At 70.5% G+C, this 1,363-nt stretch carries 2 protein-coding genes; both read left to right on the top strand.

The window, feature by feature from the left end; genetic code table 11:
• Positions 1-308: 308 nt before the first annotated feature.
• The gene (locus tag AOK15_RS38355) at positions 309-722 is read left to right on the top strand and encodes an NADH-quinone oxidoreductase subunit A (protein WP_055523485.1); all 414 of its coding nucleotides are present in this window, start codon (positions 309-311) and stop codon (positions 720-722) included.
• Positions 713-1,363 (top strand): NADH-quinone oxidoreductase subunit B (locus AOK15_RS38350; protein WP_055523482.1); only part of this gene is annotated, 651 nt, incomplete at its 3' end. The genes AOK15_RS38355 and AOK15_RS38350, both read left to right, overlap by 10 nt.

The raw sequence follows: 1,363 nt of genomic DNA, 5'->3' as shown, positions 1-1,363 counted from the left end.
GTCCCGCCCGACCGCTTCGTCGCCCCGACCCGGTGGCCACCGTCGCGCCTGTCCGGAGGTCCCGTCGCCCCGGTCCGGTGTGCCATCTCCCCGACCGGGCCGCCGCCTTGGCCCCGCACGGCCGCCGCCACCGCCCGGCGCACGGACCCCCAGGTCACGGCCCTGCGCATGCCGAGCTGTGACGGGCTGCTTACGGTCTCTTTAGCAGGGCCTAGACTCCCGTGCGTACAGATCGTCGAACAGCGGCGTATGTATGGCGTACGGAGCGCGTACGTACAGGTCGCCAGGTGAGGGAACGAGGGGCGGACGTGCCGGAACCGACCGTCGCCGTCGCGGCGGAGTACGTCGTGGCGGCGGACTACTTCCAGTCCTACTCGGTGGTCGGACTGCTCGCCGCCGTGGGCGTGCTCTTCGTGGCCATCGCCTTCGGCGCGGGACGCCTGCTGCGCCCCGAGGTCCCCACCCGGGAGAAGCTCCTCACGTACGAGTGCGGCGTCGACCCCGTCGGCGAGCACTGGGCCCACACCCAGGTCCGCTACTACGTGTACGCCTTCCTCTACGTCATCTTCGCCATCGACTCGATCTTCCTCTTCCCCTGGGCGACCGTCTTCGCCGACGACGGCTACGGCGCGACCACGCTGGTGGAGATGTTCGTCTTCCTCGGCTTCCTCGCCGTCGGCCTGCTCTACGCATACAAGAAGGGGGTCCTGGCATGGACGTGACGCCGGAGACGACCGCCGCGCAGTCCGCTCCGCGGCCCGCCGGCGGGTCCACCCCGCAGCCCGTGTCCCTCCCGGAGCCCAAACGGCTGGGCGCCCTCTCCCGCCTCGCCCCCGAACCGATGAAGGTGATCCTCAACTGGGGCCGCCGCTACTCGCTCTGGGTCTTCAACTTCGGCCTGGCCTGCTGCGCGATCGAGTTCATCGCCGCGTCGATGGCCCGCCACGACTTCATCCGCCTCGGCGTCATCCCCTTCGCGCCGGGCCCCCGCCAGGCGGACCTGATGGTCGTGTCCGGCACGGTCACGGACAAGATGGCCCCGGCCGTGAAGCGCCTCTACGAGCAGATGCCGGAACCGAAGTACGTCATCTCCTTCGGCGCCTGCTCCAACTGCGGCGGCCCCTACTGGGACTCCTACTCGGTGACCAAGGGCGTCGACCAGATCATCCCCGTCGACGTCTACGTCCCCGGCTGCCCGCCCCGCCCCGAGGCCCTCCTCCAGGGCATCCTGAAACTCCAGGAGAAGATCGCGAGGGAGTCCCTGGGGGAGCGGTACGGCAATGGAACGGACGCCGTCGCCGCGGGCACCGTGGCCTCCGTGTCCTCCACCGCCGCCGAGGGCCCGACGCCGCACTCGTACGTG

The sequence above is a fragment of the Streptomyces ossamyceticus genome, from assembly GCF_001418475.1.
Lineage (GTDB): Bacteria > Actinomycetota > Actinomycetes > Streptomycetales > Streptomycetaceae > Streptomyces > Streptomyces ossamyceticus.
The sequence above is the reverse complement of the archived record's forward strand: the minus strand, read 5'-3'. Positions and strand labels throughout refer to the sequence as shown.